This is a genomic window from Deinococcus sp. YIM 134068, assembly GCF_036543075.1.
GTDB lineage: Bacteria > Deinococcota > Deinococci > Deinococcales > Deinococcaceae > Deinococcus > Deinococcus lichenicola.
Genome location: NZ_JAZHPF010000001.1, coordinates 431,953 through 446,211 on the forward strand (window position 1 = coordinate 431,953; position 14,259 = coordinate 446,211).

16 protein-coding genes are annotated in these 14,259 nt (G+C 69.9%); 6 read left to right on the plus strand and 10 right to left on the minus strand.

The window, feature by feature from the left end:
* Positions 1-222: 222 nt before the first annotated feature.
* Complete coding sequence (locus V3W47_RS02295; RefSeq protein ID WP_331823524.1) at positions 223-873, minus strand: trimeric intracellular cation channel family protein; 651 nt, start codon at positions 871-873, stop codon at positions 223-225.
* Positions 874-1,240: 367 nt separating this feature from the next.
* On the opposite strand from V3W47_RS02295, the gene rpmF reads away from it, so the two are divergent.
* From rpmF to V3W47_RS02310, 3 genes are all read left to right on the plus strand, one after another.
* Complete coding sequence (gene rpmF, locus V3W47_RS02300) at positions 1,241-1,423, plus strand: 50S ribosomal protein L32 (RefSeq protein WP_034386345.1); 183 nt, start codon at positions 1,241-1,243, stop codon at positions 1,421-1,423.
* A gap of 295 nt (positions 1,424-1,718) precedes the next feature.
* Positions 1,719-1,895, plus strand: coding sequence for a hypothetical protein (locus V3W47_RS02305; protein ID WP_331823525.1), 177 nt, complete (start codon positions 1,719-1,721; stop codon positions 1,893-1,895).
* On the plus strand, positions 1,892-2,659 hold the full coding sequence (locus V3W47_RS02310; protein ID WP_331823526.1) for a monofunctional DNA glycosylase: 768 nt from the start codon (positions 1,892-1,894) through the stop codon (positions 2,657-2,659). Before V3W47_RS02305 ends, V3W47_RS02310 begins: the two co-directional genes overlap by 4 nt.
* A 14-nt stretch (positions 2,660-2,673) precedes the next feature.
* Here V3W47_RS02310 and V3W47_RS02315 read toward each other — a convergent pair whose 3' ends face one another.
* From V3W47_RS02315 to def (V3W47_RS02335), 5 genes are read right to left on the minus strand one after another with little or no spacing between them, the layout of a single operon-like run.
* The gene (locus V3W47_RS02315) at positions 2,674-2,907 is read right to left on the minus strand and encodes a hypothetical protein (RefSeq protein WP_331823527.1); all 234 of its coding nucleotides are present in this window, start codon (positions 2,905-2,907) and stop codon (positions 2,674-2,676) included.
* A 7-nt stretch (positions 2,908-2,914) separates the two neighbouring features.
* On the minus strand, positions 2,915-3,529 hold the full coding sequence (locus V3W47_RS02320) for an LURP-one-related/scramblase family protein (RefSeq protein WP_331823528.1): 615 nt from the start codon (positions 3,527-3,529) through the stop codon (positions 2,915-2,917).
* A gap of 16 nt (positions 3,530-3,545) precedes the next feature.
* Positions 3,546-4,493 (minus strand): methionyl-tRNA formyltransferase, encoded by a 948-nt coding sequence (gene fmt, locus V3W47_RS02325; protein ID WP_331823529.1) that lies wholly within the window; start codon positions 4,491-4,493, stop codon positions 3,546-3,548.
* A complete protein-coding gene (gene def / locus V3W47_RS02330) occupies positions 4,490-5,104 on the minus strand; it encodes a peptide deformylase (protein ID WP_331823530.1) in 615 nt (204 codons plus the stop codon). Before def (V3W47_RS02330) ends, fmt begins: the two co-directional genes overlap by 4 nt.
* Positions 5,101-5,742: a peptide deformylase gene (gene def, locus V3W47_RS02335; RefSeq protein WP_331823531.1), complete on the minus strand. Its 642-nt coding sequence runs from the start codon at positions 5,740-5,742 to the stop codon at positions 5,101-5,103. The genes def (V3W47_RS02330) and def (V3W47_RS02335) overlap by 4 nt, the downstream gene beginning before the upstream one ends.
* A 202-nt stretch (positions 5,743-5,944) precedes the next feature.
* Here def (V3W47_RS02335) and V3W47_RS02340 point away from each other — a divergent pair, with 202 nt between their 5' ends.
* Both V3W47_RS02340 and V3W47_RS02345 read left to right on the plus strand, forming a co-directional pair.
* Positions 5,945-7,123, plus strand: a complete 1,179-nt coding sequence (locus tag V3W47_RS02340; RefSeq protein WP_331823532.1) for a tetratricopeptide repeat protein — start codon at positions 5,945-5,947, stop codon at positions 7,121-7,123.
* Between the two features lie 125 nt (positions 7,124-7,248).
* Positions 7,249-7,776: a hypothetical protein gene (locus tag V3W47_RS02345; protein ID WP_331823533.1), complete on the plus strand. Its 528-nt coding sequence runs from the start codon at positions 7,249-7,251 to the stop codon at positions 7,774-7,776.
* A 54-nt stretch (positions 7,777-7,830) separates the two neighbouring features.
* Here V3W47_RS02345 and V3W47_RS02350 read toward each other — a convergent pair whose 3' ends face one another.
* The 3 genes from V3W47_RS02350 to V3W47_RS02360 form a co-directional block, all read right to left on the minus strand.
* Entirely contained in the window at positions 7,831-8,898 is a 1,068-nt protein-coding gene (locus V3W47_RS02350) for an alpha/beta hydrolase family protein (RefSeq protein WP_331823534.1), read from the minus strand.
* 64 nt (positions 8,899-8,962) lie between these two features.
* Positions 8,963-9,937 (minus strand): alpha/beta hydrolase family protein, encoded by a 975-nt coding sequence (locus V3W47_RS02355; RefSeq protein ID WP_331823535.1) that lies wholly within the window; start codon positions 9,935-9,937, stop codon positions 8,963-8,965.
* Between the two features lie 278 nt (positions 9,938-10,215).
* Positions 10,216-11,889 (minus strand): HRDC domain-containing protein, encoded by a 1,674-nt coding sequence (locus tag V3W47_RS02360; RefSeq protein ID WP_331823536.1) that lies wholly within the window; start codon positions 11,887-11,889, stop codon positions 10,216-10,218.
* A gap of 157 nt (positions 11,890-12,046) precedes the next feature.
* Here V3W47_RS02360 and V3W47_RS02365 point away from each other — a divergent pair, with 157 nt between their 5' ends.
* Positions 12,047-13,051, plus strand: coding sequence for a hypothetical protein (locus V3W47_RS02365; protein ID WP_331823537.1), 1,005 nt, complete (start codon positions 12,047-12,049; stop codon positions 13,049-13,051).
* A gap of 27 nt (positions 13,052-13,078) precedes the next feature.
* On the opposite strand, the gene V3W47_RS02370 is transcribed toward V3W47_RS02365, so the two are convergent.
* Entirely contained in the window at positions 13,079-13,909 is an 831-nt protein-coding gene (locus V3W47_RS02370; RefSeq protein WP_331823538.1) for an isoprenyl transferase, read from the minus strand.
* Positions 13,910-14,259: the final 350 nt, after the last annotated feature.

Here is a 14,259-nt window from a genome sequence, read left to right on the forward strand (position 1 = left end):
ACTCGCGCTCGCGCAGACGGTGGGGAATCTGGCCCTTTGTGAATGGAAGCCTTTCGCATATGTCTTCCGAGTCTTGATTGAGGGTGGAGAAATAAGCGTCTCAGACGTTCGGAACCGCTCACACCCCAACCCTCCAGGGCCGGCCCTTGACGCCCGGTGCATACCGCGCTATCTTTTTCTCATCACCGCCCGAGAGGCGGCTTTTTTATTGCCCGCCGCCATCTACCCCTCCGGCAACCGCCGCACGGGCAGCCGTACCCAGCCCCGGCGCGACACCCAACGCAGGAGCAGCACGGTGGCGGCCCCGCTGAGTTGGGCCTGAAAGGGTGTGACGTGCGGGTACAGCAGATACACGGCCACGGCCCCCCCGGCGGCGGCGGTCGCGTAGAGCTGGTCGCGGCGGTACATGACCTCCGGCACCACGCCCGCGAGCAGATCGCGGATGATGCCGCCGCCCACGCCGCTGAGCATCCCCGCAAAGGCCACGCCCAGCGGCCCCAGCCCGAGGTTGATCGCACCGAGCGCCCCCGACGCCGCGAAGAGGCTCAGGCCCACCGAGTCGAAAATGCTCAGCGTCCGCTCGAAGCGGGCGAGCCGCTCCCCGACGGCGAAGGCGAGGACGGCCCCGGCCAGCGCCACCCACAGGTACGTCTCGTCGCGCAGGAAGAGGGGCGGCGTCTGCGCGGTCAGCGTGTCGCGGATGGCCCCGCCCCCCACGGCGGTCACGCATCCCAGCACGAGCACCCCGAAGAGGTCGAAGCGTTTGCGAACCGCCAGCAGCGCCCCCGACATGCTGAAGGCGAGGACGCCCAGCAGGTCGAGCAGGTGCAATCCCTGTTCCAGCGTCACGTCCGGGAGGGCGAGGTCGAACACGCGCGCACTCTAGAGCGGGGTGAGGAGAGCGGGCCAGCCGGGGGCAACCCCTCTGCTGCGCAGCTCTGCGAGTCCGTCCCTGCGGGGCACCTCCCCTTGAAGGGAGGCAGAAAGCCGTTCAGGCTCCCTTCAAGGGGAGCTGTCAGCGAAGTTGACTGAGGGGTCGCCCGCCGCCTCGCCTAACAGCAGCCGATCACAGCCCTTGCTGCTGGCCCCGCCGGGCCGAAGCGACCCACTCTTCTCTCTCCGGTATGCCGTGCTATACTCCCCGCTGTTGTCTCGCGCCCGTAGGCCGAGAAGATGGCCCCGGCGGACGGGTTTCTGCCCCAGTTCCAAACGCCGCGCGGCCCCACCGAGGAGAAAGATCATGGCGAAGCACCCCGTTCCCAAGAAGAAGACCAGCAAGAGCAAGCGCGACATGCGCCGCAGCCACCACGCGCTCGTGGCTCCCAACCTGACCGAGTGCCCCCACTGCCACGCCAAGAAGCTCAGCCACCACATCTGCCCGAGCTGCGGCTATTACAACGGTCGCCAAGTCCTCGCGGTCTAGGCGGGAACCCGCATAGGTGTAAGCAAGGCTCCCCACGTGGGGGCCTTTTCGCTTTGGTGGGGCCGCGTTCTCCGGAGACTGAAGAGGCGCAGTGCCGTTCCAGACGGGGGAATCGCCCATTCCCCAGAGCCCGGGTGCATACCTTGGCGGCCAGCGCATACCACGCTATCTTTTTCCTATCACCGCCCGAGAGGCGGCTTTTTTATTGCTCGTTTTATTCCCCGGCGGACGCCGATAAACGCCCCTTCACCGGAGTCTCGCCCGGCGGCCCACGCTGGCGGAGCACGCTGGCCCCATGAGCGACGATCAGAAGCAGGGGTACGATCCGGCCAACACCTCGCCCGCCGAGGGCCAGAGCCACGAGATTCCCGACGCGGCGCGCGGACAGGACCCGGATATCGACCCCGCCGACAAGGACGCCGCCGAGGGCGACCGGGACGAGGTGGAAGACAGCGCCACGCCCTCGTCGTGACCGAACCACTGCTGGGAGCGCCCGACGGGGAACGGCCCCTGAACGTGACCCGCCCCGACGTGGAGCGGACCGCACTCCTGGACTGGATGTTCGGGCTGTTGCGCGAGGAGTACGGCGAGCGGCCCATCTACGCCCGCCGCGAGGCGATGCACGAGCTGATCAGCACGATCCTCTCCCAGCGCACGACCCACGCCGACGAGGAGGCCGCCTATCAGGAACTCCTGACGCTCGGTGACTGGGACACGATCATTGAGGCACCGACGGAGGCTGTGGCGCACGCCATCCGGCGCAGCAACTACCCGGAGAGCAAAGCGCCGCGCATCCAAGCCACGTTGCGGGCCATCCGCGAGCAGCGGGGCGGGTACAATCTCGACTTCCTGGCCGAGATGCCCGTGAAGGACGCGATGAAGTGGCTCACCGACCTGCCCGGCGTGGGCGTGAAGACGGCGAGCCTCGTGCTGCTGTTCAACTACGCGCGGCCCGTCTTCCCGGTGGACACGCACGTTCACCGCATCAACACCCGCGTGGGGACGATCAAGTGGGTGGGCGAGCAGGCGGCGTACCGGGCACTCCTGAAGCTCCTTCCACCCGACCCGCCTTACCTGTACGAGTTGCACGTCAATCTGCTGCGGCACGGGCAGAAAGTCTGTACGTGGACCCGCCCGAAATGCCCTGCCTGCATCCTGCGCGAGCGTTGCGACGCCCACGCAATCTACGGGAACAACGTGCCGAGCTTCAGCGAGAAGCCGGGGAAGTCCTCGTAGTCTGTTGTTTCTGCTCAACCGTTTTTTGCGAGGGTGTCGCGGTACTCCGAAATCATGACTCCAACCCAGACTGATCCATCGCGCTCAAGCAAAACGTCCACTTCAATTTCATCACCGTGAGCAGTGACAACCATGCCTGATTCGACCTGAGAGAACTTGGTCAAGTCTTCAATCGAACCGTTGGTACTCAGACACAGACAGTTTTGCTCGTCCCTGTTGTTGAAATCAACCCAGATTCTCGGCTTCATCGGAGTTTCAGCCTCTCTCCCGCTCCCGCAACACGAGCTGCACCAATCCGAGCGTCACGAGTTCGGCCTCCTCCGGGCGCACGGGGCGCAGTTCCTCCACCACGAAGCGGCGGGAGAAGACGCTTCGGCGCTTGCGGATGCGGAAGGCGGGCTGCCCCCCCGCGTCCGTGACCGTGTACGTCGGGTTCACGAGATAGTCGAAGCCGAGGGCGATGAGGTTGCCGATGAGGGGAACGGCGTCCAGCACGCCCTCCACGAGGCTCATCCACGGCTGATCGTCGCGGATGGTGAACTCGGTTCGGTCGTCCGGCCCGAGCAGGTCGTACCCCGCTGCCCAGAGGGTCCGGATGCCGTGGGCCTGAAGCGCCCCGACCTCCGAGCCGTCTACCCGGCGAATCTCGCGCCGCGCCCGCCAGTCGAGCGCCCCGGCCATCAGCCCGCGCGCCCGGATGCCGTGCGTCTGCCGCGTGCGGCCCTCGTCGGCGTACACGCGCACCTCGTCGCGGATGCTGAAGAGCTTCTCCTTGACGACCGCGATAAGTTGCCCGTTCGCGTCCGTCACGCGCAACTCGGTCAGGAGGCTGAACTTAAACTCCAGCGTCAAGGGAAAGGTGGGATTCACGCCACCGGGTACGGAGTCAGGCGAGGTCCGGTTCCCACACGTCGAAGCGGGTGCCGGGAAGGACGCCCGCCGACTGCGCCCACACCGGCGCGGGCTGAGCCTTACGCGCCTCGGGCTGCACGGTCGCCACCCGCACGGCACCCGACCCGCAGGCGACGGTCAGGCCGCCCTCGTCCACCCGCAGCACCTCGCCCGGCTCGCCCTCCCCGTCCGCGACGCTCAGGCCGCCGAGCTTGAGGCGCGCGCCGTTCAGGAACGCGGTTGTCTGCGGCCACGCGGCCACGCCACGGGAACGGTTCACCACCGCCCGCGCGCCCTCGCGCCAGCGCACGAAGCCGTCCTCCTTCACGAGCATGGGGGCGTGGGTGGCTTTGGAGTCATCCTGCGGCGTGGGGGTGAGGTCGGGCAGCCGCGACAGGGCCTCCACGATCAGCCGCGAGGCCTGCGCGCTCAGGGCGTCCGCGAGTTCGAGGCTCGTCCACTCCGGCGCGATAGGTAGGTCCTCTTGCAGCAGAATTGGGCCGGTGTCCATCCCCTCGTCGGTCTGCATGATCGTCGTGCCCGTGACCGCCTCGCCCCGGATGAGGGACCACTGGATCGGCGCTGCGCCCCGGTAGGCGGGCAGAAGGCTGGTATGCGTGTTCAGGAAGCCGAAGCGGGGCACGGACAGGAGCGGGCCGGGCAGAATCTTGCCGTAGGCGCAGGTGACGGCGACCTCCGCGCCACTCTCCCGTAACCGGGTCTCGAACGTGACGTTCCCGCGCAACTTCTTCGGCTGGGCCAGAGGGAGGCCGAGTTCGGTGGCCCTGGCGGCGACGGGCGGCGGCGTGAGCTTCAACCCCCGTCCAACGGGCTTGTCGGGCTGGGCGACGACGAGGACAATTTCAAACTGCGCCTGAATGGCCTCCAACACGGGGAGCGCGAAGGCGGGCGAACCGAAGAAAGCGACGCGGGGGGAGGTCAACCCAGCCCCTCCAACGTGTTCAGGTACACCCGCGCCCGGCCCTTCAACTCCGCCAGATATTCGACGTACTCCTCGGTCACATATCCGGGCAATCGGTCGAGGTAGTACAGCCCGTGCAGGTGGTCCGTCTCATGCTGGAAGATGCGCGCGAGGAAGGCGTCGGCCTCCACGCTCCACCGCTCGCCGCCCAGGTCGGTGTAGGTGACGCGGACCTCGCTGTGGCGGGGCACGTCGGTCCGCTTGATGCCGGGGATGCTCAGGCAGCCCTCGCCGAACGCGGTGTCCACCCGGTCCGAGAGGGCTTCCACCATCGGATTGAGCATGACGAACTCGCGCAGCGCCCGCGCCCTCAGCGGCTTGCCCTCCTCCGTGTCGTCGTCGTACTGGACGGCCACGAAGAGTTGGAGGGGCAGCCCGACCTGCGGCCCCGCCAGCCCCGCGCCCCGCGCCTCGTACATCGTCTCCAGCATCGTGCGGGCGACCTCGCGCAGGGATTGGGGGGCGAAGCCGGGCACCTGCACCGGGGCCGCAAAATCCTCGATGGGCCGCGCCCGCCCGCGCAGCACCGGGTCGCCGTACAGCCGGATGGGGTAGATGCCCGCTCCCGTCATTTCGCCTTTTCCCGACCCGTCTCGGCCAGCGTGCTCAGGTACGCCTTCGCCTGACGCTGCATGGACGCCAGCGCCTTGCGGTGGTCCTCCGTGATCTCGGGAGGCAGGCGGTCGAGGAAAAAGATGCCGTCGAGGTGGTCGGTCTCGTGCTGGAAGACGCGGGCGAGGTAGTCCTCGGCGTCGAGGGACCGCTCCTGCCCGTCGAGGTCCGTGTAACGCACCTGCACTCCACGTGCGCGGGCCACCCCCTCCTCGTAGATGCCGGGGATGCTGAGGCAGCCCTCCTGGTAGGAACGGTCCTTTTTCTTGTCTGTGACGGTGAGGACCGGATTGATCATCACGAACTCGCGCAGGACCCTTGAGCGCAATGGAGCGTCGCCCCCTTCGTTCTCCTCCTCGTCGTCCTCGTACTCCACCGCGACGAACATCCTCACGGGGAGGCCCACCTGCGGGGCCGCCAGCCCGACGCCGCGCGCCTCGAACATCGTCTCCAGCATGGTGTTCGCCACCTCGCGCACGGTCTGGGGACCGTGGCCGGGCACGGTGAGCAGGTCGGTGGGGGAGACGGGTCGCGCCTTACGACGCAGCACGGGGTCGCCGTACAGGCGGATGGGATACACGCGCGGGGCCTCGGCCATAGTGCCCCCGTTTTACCAGAGGGCCAGCGGGGTGCGCCGATGTGGCTGCACCTTTGGGGGAGGGCGGCCAGCCGCCAGCTTCCAGCGGCCAGCAGGTCCAGCAGACAGGGGAACAGGCCCCCCGAACATCCCGGACGGGCACAGGACCTTCTCACGTCACCCCCACCGCGTCCCCCTAGCTTCGGGGCAGGAGGTCTCCCCCATGCCTAAGCGTTCCGCTCTCGTTCTGACCGCCGCCCTGCTCGCTGGCTTCGCCACTGCCCAGACGGCTTCTCCCTCCACCGCCCCCACGACCGCACCCACGACCACGACGGCTCCCACCACTCCTTCCACGGATGCCGCCGGAGCCGCCGCCGAGGCCCGGCAACTCGCCGAACGCGCCCGCGCCACCTATCCGCAGGGCAGCGCGAACATCGACCAGACGCTGTGGAAGCAGGCCGCCGCCGCCGCCGACCGGGCCGTGGCTCTTGCGCCCGAGAATCCCGAATATCTCCGGCTACGTGCTCAGATTTACACCGAGGTCGGCTTCTGGCGTCAGGCGCAGCTCGCCTGGAACGCCTACTTCCGGGTGGCCCCCAGCACGGCGGGGAGCGAGGAGAACCGGCAGGCCGCCAATGTGGAGTACAACCTCGGCTACGCGGCGTACACCCGCAACCAGCCGGGCGACGCCGCGCGCTTCTTCGCCGCGTGCCTGGAACTCGACCCCGCCAGCGTCCCCTGCACGACCTGGGCCGCCCGCACCGCGCTGGAGGCCGGGAACTATGACCAGGCCCAGACCCTCTACAACCGCGCGCTGAGCCTCAACACGGGCGACCGGACGCTGACGTACTTCCGCAACCTCGCCCAGAGCGCCGGGCGCTACGGCCCCGCCGCCACCCGCGCCTTCAGCCGCGCTTACGCCGACCTGGAGGCGGGCCGGAGGCCCCAGGCCCTCGCCGGATTTCAGGAGGCCGCCCGTAGCGCCCCGAACTTCGCCGAGGCGTGGCGGGAGGCCGGGCGGCTCGCGCTGGAACTCGGCAACGCGCCCGCCGCCCTCGCCGCCTACCGGGGGGTGACGGCCCTGCCCGACGCGACCGCCAGCGACCGCTACAACCTCGCTCTGGCGCAGGAGGGTGGGCAGTACGGCCTGAACGCTGTCCGCACCTACCGCGCCGCCTACGCGAGATACACCGCCGGGGACAAGGCCGCCGCTGAGGCCGGATTCCTGGAGGCCACCCGCCAGAACGCGCAGTACGCCAAAGCCTGGGCCTGGCTGGGCCGCACCCGCTACGAGGCGCGCAACTTCACGGGTGCCGCCGACGCCTACGCGCAGGCCGTGAGGCTGGACCCGAACGACAGGGCGAGCGCGTATTACCTGCGGTTGGCGCAGCAGGGGAAGTAGGGGTTAGGCGTTAGGGGTTGGGGGAGAGGGAGAAAAGGTCGTGCAGGGCCGTATTCATGCGGTGGAGAACAGGTCTTCTCACCTGAGTTCACGCGCCCATCAGCTTCGGCACATACGCTGGGGTCATGCGCCTTTCCTCCCTGCTTCTCCTCCCCCTCGCTCTGACGCTCGCGGCGTGTGGTTCGCGTGGTGTCCAGGCCCCTGACTCGTACGACCTGAGCGGCACCATCGGCGGCGACTGGGGCACGGACGCCCGCCTGCGCCTCGCGCTCGTGGGGACGGGCTTCCCGAACGCCATCACGAACGACGGCAATCAGCCGCAGAACGTGGTGTCCACGGGCGTCAACGCGTGGTCCTTCGGCTTCGACCTGCCCAATATCCCGAGCGTGGCGGGCGTGTATCAGGTCGTCGTGTACAACGACGCCAACAACACGGGCGGCTACGATGTCAGCGAGAGCTTCGCGCGTAATCGGCAGTGGCTGGTCTACAGCACCCTCGGCGGCACCATCCCCGCCGTCGTTGTGAACGATAACGAGATCACGCCCGCCATGACGGTCGAGCAGGGATGGAACCTGTACGACCGTAGCCAATCGCTTAGCAGCACCAACCCGCGCGCGGTGAGCAAGGTGACGGGGTACGACCTGAGCCGCTGAACGAGCAAGTGAATTGGACGCTACCTCTGGGTCGGCGTCCTTTTTCTGGTCTACCTACAGGTTGTCCTTAAAGAACGCCACGCTCCGGTCCAACGCCAAGCGCAGGTTGCCGCTCAAATTATGGTTGTCGCCCTCGTACCTGTACGCCTCCACTCCCTGTCCTGCGGCGCGCAGGTCGCGGGCGAGGGCCTGCTGGAAGCTGTAGGGCACGTCCTCGTCGGCGGTGCCGTGGTGGAGCTGGATGGGCCGCCCGTTCAACTCGCGGAGGAAGGCGTTGGGGCTGAGGGCGCGCAGGTAACGGCGGTTGAGTGGGTCGAGCGTGGGCCGCCCCGCCCCCGGTCCCCGGTTCCAGTCGGTCGCCAGCACGTCATACCCCGCCACCACGCCCGCCCACAGGGAGGCGGCCTTGAGGTCCCGGTCCACGAGCATGGCCCGTAAGGAGAGTTGCCCGCCCATCGAGTGACCCCACAGCCCCAGCCGCCCCGCATTCACCCGCGCGTCCCGCTTGAGGCTGGCGGCGGCGTTGAGCACGTCCACCGTATAGCCGGGGTCGTCGTAGCCGCCGAGCGCCACGCCCTCCGAGTCGCCGTGCCCCCGGTAGTCGCTCTTGAGGGTGACGAAGCCCGCCCGCGCGAAGGCATCCTGATAGGCGACGTACCGCTGGGTCGTCCGGTACTCGTCGGGCGGGATGTACCCGTGGTTGAACACGATGGCGGGCCAACCCCCGGCGGGCGGCGTCCTCTTCGGCACGGTGAGGAGGCCATAGATCGTCAGCCCGTCCGACTCGTAGCTCACGACCTGACGGGTGTAGCCCACCCCAGGCGGGAGGGTCTGCACGACGCTCAGGGCGCTGCCCGGATACTCCCGCGCCCGCAGCGCCTGAATGCTGATGGGCTGCCGCGCCACGAACGCCCGGAGCGCGGCGTCCGTCACCTCTCCGAGCGGGGTGGTGGGGAGGGCCTCGTCCGGCGTGTTCGCGGTGGGGGTGCCCCGTTCCCCCGTTGGCGTCGTCTCCGTCGAGACCCACGGCACGTCGAAGGGCAACCGCTCCGGCTCCGTGAGCGCGACGTACCCCGCCCCCACCACGAGCGCGAGGAGGACGAGCCGGAGGAGGCGTCTCATGGGGAGCGGTCCACCGCCCGCCTGCCCCTGCTGACGGCTGAGAGCTGACCGCTGACCGCTCCCCTCACAGCCTCTCCTTGAAGAACGCCACGCTCCGCGCCAGCGCCGTATACAGGTTGCGGCTCAGGTCGTGGTTGTCGCCGGGGTAGACGAAGCTCTGGACGGGCTTGCCCACCGCCTTGAGCTGTGAGACGAGCGACGTGTGGAAGGACACGGGCACGTCCTCGTCCGCCGTGCCGATGTGAAGCTGGAGCGGCCCGCCGAGGTCGCGCAGGTAGGAGTTGGCGCTGAGGCTGTTCCAGAACTTCGGGTTGGCCCTCGGGGTGCCGTATTTCGCCACCGCCCGCCGCCGCAGCTCCAGCACCCGGCGGGGAATGGAGGCGGGCACGGGGCTGCGCCAGTCGTTCATCATCTGGTCGTAGTTGCCCACCACGCCCGCCCAGATCACGCCCGCCTTCACGCTGCGGTCGATCACCATCGCGCGCAGGGTGAGGAAGCCGCCCATCGAGTGCCCCCACATGCCGATGCGCCGCGCGTTCACGCGGGGGTCTTTCTTCATACTCGCCAGCGCGTTCATCACGTCGGTCGTGTAGCCCGGCGAGTAGTAGCCTCCCAGCGCCTCACCCCCGCTGGAGCCGTGCCCCCGGTAGTCGCTCTTGAGGGTGACGAAGCCCGCGCGGGCGAAGGCGTCCTGATAGGCCACGTACCGCTCGGTCGTCCGGTAGACGTTCGGCGGGATGTACCCGTGGTTGAACACGACGGCGGGCCAGCCCCCGGCGGGCGGCGTCCCGTTCGGCACCGTGAGGAGCGCATTGATCCGCAGCCCGTCCGAGAGGTAGCTCACCACGTAGCGGCGATAGTTGCTCCCGGCCCGCAGCGTCTGCCGCACGGTCAGGGCGCTGCCAGGGTACGCCTTCGCGCGGGCGGCAGAAATGCCCATCTGGGCGGCGTCCACCCTCGCCAGCGCCGCCTCCGACTGTGCGTGGGCCGTGGGGAGAGCAAGCAGGAGGGCTGGCAGGAGGAGACGAACAGGGTTCATGGCTCAGGGTAGATGCGGAGGATGAGGAGGACGGGATGGCCCGCCACGAAGGAGGAGAAAGGGGCAAGGCGGGGTGAAGCGGTGATCGCGGAGTCGTCAGTGCCTGTGTGGTTGTGGATAGGAGGTTGACCCCTGTTCAACAGGACGCCCCTTGTACGGCTGTTGCTGCTCACCGAGCGGGACGTGACGGGTGACGAGAGGATTGAACGGTCGGGCATCGTCGCCCCGACCACCACGCACCTTCAGAAGCAAGACGTTTAGGACGGCCTCCGAGGTTCCTACCCCCGCACCACCTCCAGAATCTTCTCCCCGTACTTCCGCAGGCGTTCGGGTCCCATGCCGCGCACGGCCTTGAGGTCTTCTTGCGTGTAGGGCACGCGGCGGGCGATTTCGGCCAGCGTCGCGTTGCTGGCGATGATGAAGCGGCTGACCTCCTGCCGCTTGGCCTCGGCGTTGCGCCACTCGCGCAGCCGGGCGTACACGGCGGCCTGCTCGTCGGTAAGGTCGGCGGCGGGGTCGGGTGCGCCGCCTCCCGTCTCGCCCGCGCCCGTCGTGGGCAGATCGGGCGGCAGGTCGGGCAGGGCGGGGGTGGCTTCCGGCTCCGGCTCGGCGGCGGGCGTGGGTTCGGGTGCCTGCGGGGCCGCCTGAGCCTCTGTCTCCTCTACCTTCGTGGGGGAGGCGAGGGGAGGCGTCGGCTCCAGTTCCGCCTCGTCCGGCCCGTCGCTGACGGGAGTGGGCAGGGGGCCGGGGTCGGCGGCGGGACCGCTGAAGACGATCTCCGGGGTCCACGTCTCCTCGTCGGGGGCGTTCTCTGGAGGCGAGACGGGTTCAGCCTGCCTCGTGGTCGGTGCGGCGGGTTGCTCCGGCTCGGGTGCCTCGAAGGTCACGCGCTCCAGCCCCTGCGGTTCGTCGGCGCGGGGCGCGTCGGGGAGGGGGCGGTCGGGCCGGGGCAGGTCGGCGCGCGGGGTCCTCTCCGGTCGGCCTCCCCGGTCGCGGCGGAAGCGGTCGTCGCGTTCCTCGCGGCGGGGTGGGCGCAGGTCCTGAACGGGGGTGACTTCCCCGCCCTCCTCCGGCCTGTCCCCCGGCCCATCTCCCCCCGGCACCTCCTCGTCCAGATCACGTACGAGGGGGATGGGATCGTTCACCGGCTCGGCGGCACGGTTCTCGCGCAGGAGAGAGAGGGCCGTCTCCACGTCTTGCAGGCCGGGGGTGAGGACCACGCCGCCCTCCACACTGCGGGTCGCGGCCAGCACCCCGCCGGGGAGGTGCGGGGTATCCGGTGCCGCGTCGGGCGGCAGCAGCAGCGCGGTGGGGCCGAAGGGGAGCGCCCCACCGCCCAGCCGCTCGGCGAGGAGGGCGGTCGTGCGCGCGGCGCGGGCGAGCCGCAGCGGGAGCGTCGCCACGTCGCGCAGGGCGAGCGCCACCGTGAGGTCGGCGGGGGCGGGGGCCGCCGGGGCCGGGGCCTCGCCCGTGCCGAACAGCAGCGCGAGGTGGCCGTCCCCGAAGCCCGTCAGCGTCACGGGGTCGCGGTAGACCACGTGGGCCGCCCCTCGCCCCAGCCACCCGCCCCCCGGCGCGAGGGTCGCGTCCACGATCACGGGCACTCCGGCCCGCGCCGCGCGGCGCAGCAACCGGTCGTCGGGTTCGGCGAGCCACACCGCCCGCGCGCCCGTCCAGTCGGCGTCCAGCGTCGCGGCGGCGAGGCCCTGCCCGGCGAGGGCCGCGCGGTTCACGCCCAGCCGCTCGTCCACCCGCAGCACGCCGGGTCCCAGCAGCGCCGCGAGTTGCCGCGCCAGCGCCGCCTCGCCCGCCAGCGTCAGGCCCCAGTCGGCCCCCTCCAGCGCGGCGAGCGCCCCCGCCAGCCGCCCGTGGGGATCGCCCCGCTCGGCGTGCAGGGCCACCAGTCGCGTGTCGGGCCGCGTGTCAGGACGTGAGGAGCTTGAAGAAGTCATGCCGCCCATTGTGCCGCACATCGGGGGAAAGGCCGACCGAACCTCGCGCGGTGGGCGGGCCATTCCCCCCCACCCCCGGAATCTGAACGTCCCGTGAAGCGTGCCTCGTCCCCCATGCTGGGCAACCCCGGCCCCGCCGGGCGCGTACCGTGGGGGGATGAGAACAGTCCTGCTGACGGCCCTGCTGCTCGCCGCGACGCCCACCCACGCCCAGACGACGGCGACTCCGGCTCCCGCGCCCGTCACGGCAGCAACTCCGGGGGCTGCGACCCTCACCCTCACCGCGCCCGTGGGCACGCTGGCGGAGTTCGTCACGACCACGCGCACGCGCCTGACGCTGGAGGACGTGCAGGTGACGCGGGCGGACGGCACGGCCCCGAGCGAGGCGGAACTCGCGGAACTGCGCCGGGGGGTGCAGGAGGTGCTGGGCCGGGCGGGCACCCAGACGAGCGTCCTGAAGACCTTTTACCGGGTGGAGGAGCGTGCGCCGGATGGCACCGTGACCCTCGTGAACACGGTGGTGACGGACGTGCCGGGCCAGGGTCCCCTGAGTATCCGCATCGTGCAGACGGTGGCCCCGGACGGCGCGGTGAACGTCACGCGGTTGGAGAGCGACAACCCGCTCGTGCAGTCCGCCCTCTCCGGCCTGAGTCCCGAGGCGCTGCGGAGCCAGACGGGTTCGGGGAGCAGCGACCTCACGGGCGTGTACGGGCGGGCCTTCCCGGTCGGGCAGCCCGTGACCCGCACCGTCACCGTGGACGCGCAGGCCCTGCTGGGGGGCCTGCTCGGGGCCATCGCCGCCGGGCTGGGGGGCGGTCAGAACCCGCTGGGGGGAGTGCAGGCCAGCCCCCTGACCACCACGACGGTCACGACGTACCGGGGGCCGAACCCCGCTGGGCTGCGTGTGTTCGAGACCCGCAGCACCTCCGGGGACTGGACGCTGGAACTGGGCGGCGGGGCGGCGGGCTTCCCGCGCGTGCGGCTGGAACTGCTCGGCGGCTCGCGGAGTGACGGCCTGAGCCTCTACCGCCCCGACGGTCTGCCCGTCGGCAATACCCAGACGCAGACCCTGCGGATGCGCGTGGGCGTCACCCCTCCGGACGGCGAGCGGCTGACGATGCTCGTGCGGCTGGAACAGAGCGTGACGTTGCGCCCGCGCTGATCTGCCCCTGCCAGTGCCTCCGCCGGGCTACCTTCCGAAGCGGCGCTCGCGGCCCTGGAAGTCGCGCAGCGCCCGCAGGAAGTCCACCCGGCGAAAGCCCGGCCAGTACACGTCGCAGAAGTAGTACTCGGAGTACACGCTCTGCCACAGCATGAAGCCGGAGAGACGAATCTCGCCGCTCGTGCGGATGATGAAGTCGGGGTCGGGCGTGCCCGCCGTGTACAGGTGCGCGCTGATGTGTTCGGGTTGCAGGTGCGCCATGACGCCCTCCAGCGTGTCGCCCGCCGCCGCCCGCGCGCCCAGGTGCTGCTTGACCGCATCCACGATCTCCTCGCGGCCCCCGTACCCCACGGCGATGTTCAGGAGCATCCCGTCGTAGTCGGCGGTCTTTTCCTCCAGCTCGCGCAGGGCACTGAGCACATGTCCGGGAAAGTCGCGGTGCTGCCCGATGGCCCGCACCCGCACCCGGTTGGCGTGGATGCGCGGGTCGGTGGCGAGGTTGCGCGCCTCGCGCTCCAGCAGGCTCAGGATGTGGGCCAGTTCCTCCGGGTCGCGGCTGGTGTTGTCGGTCGACAGCACCCAGATCGTCACCGCCGGGATGCCGAGTTCGAGGCACCACTGGAGGACCTCGTGGGCTTTGTCGGCACCGAAGGTGTGGCCCATCTCGCGTTGCAGTCCGGTGGCCCGCGCATAGCGGCGGTTGCCGTCGAGGATCAGGCCGAGGTGGCGGGGAAGTTTGCCGTGGCCCCGCACTGCGCGGGCGAGGCGTTGCTCGTAGCCCCACAGGAGAGCGCCGCGTACCGTGTCCCGCGTCTTTTTGGCGGTGCGGAGGGCGGCGGTGACGGGCGGGCGGGGCATGACGGGCGTCAGTCTAGCGCCTGCGTGGTGGGGCGGGCTTCCGTCGAAAGGGGCAGGGAGAGTTGGGGGCAGGGCATCTTGCGACGGTTTACCCCCACCCCCCAGCCCCCTACCCCCAGAGGGGGCAGGGGGAGTGGCGCTGCGCTGGGCAAAGGGCCTGTTGGCTGCGCCCGTGGACGAGTTCTCGGCGTGGCAAGGTGTGATCTTGTTGCGGCCTGTCTGGAAGGCCCACCGTCTCGCTTCGCGAGCCGACGTGGTGGTGGGATGGGCCGTCCGCTCACGGGCACTCTTCGGGCGTCGAGAGTGACGGTTTTTAGAGAGCAGAAGCCTCTGCTTTGTTCCTCCCTCTC